The following is a 735-nucleotide window of genomic DNA, read 5'->3' on the forward strand; positions in this document are numbered from 1 at the left end:
AATGTGTTCGTGGCGGATTTCCTCGGTGAATCGAATCTGCTCGATGCACAGGTCACGTCGCGCGAAGGCGATCAGGTGCGCCTCGCGATGCACGGCATCGACAAGGGCAGCGCGATGGTCTATGACGCGCAGGTGCAGTCGGGCAAGCCGGTCAAGCTGATGCTGCGTCCGCAGAACCTGCGGGTGAATGGTCATGCCGAAGCCACAGCGGAAACGATGTCCGCGAAGCTCACCGACATCATGGTGACCGGCGGCATGACCAAGCTGTACATGCAGCGCCAGCAGCAGAACGCGGAAGCGGCCGAACTGATTGCGTCGTTCCCGACCGACCGGCTCGGGGCGCGCTATGAGATCGGCCAGACGCTGACGCTGTCGTGGTCGCCCGCCGATGCCGTTGCCATCGCGGGGTGAGCCGATGAACCCTTCCGCCATGACCGCGCAAAACGATCGCACAACGCCGCGCAAGGCACGCAACCCGCGCCTGAGCCGCAAGCTGCGCGTGGCCGCGATGGCCGCACCGGTGATCGTGCTGCTCACGGTGTTCCTGATCTATCCGGTCGGACAATTGCTGCTGCTGAGTATTCACAATCAGAGCGGCTTCACGATGGCCGAGTACAAGCGGCTGTTCGCCTCGTCGGTGTATGTGGAAGTGCTGTGGGTAACGATGAAGATATCGCTGCTCACGACCTTCTTCTCGGTGCTGGTGGGCTATCCGGTCGCGTACCTGATCTCGGC

Annotated in this window: 1 protein-coding gene and 1 pseudogene; both read left to right on the forward strand. The window is 62.6% G+C overall.

All coding sequences use genetic code 11. From position 1 onward, the window contains the following. On the forward strand, positions 1-411 hold a 411-nt coding region (locus tag QCE88_RS41920), incomplete at its 5' end, for a TOBE domain-containing protein (protein ID WP_309911930.1). A gap of 4 nt (positions 412-415) precedes the next feature. Continuing rightward, positions 416-735, forward strand: a pseudogene (locus QCE88_RS41925) (ABC transporter permease); the annotation flags it as partial.

The sequence above is a fragment of the Caballeronia sp. LZ035 genome (assembly GCF_031451175.1).
In the GTDB taxonomy this organism is placed as follows: domain Bacteria; phylum Pseudomonadota; class Gammaproteobacteria; order Burkholderiales; family Burkholderiaceae; genus Caballeronia.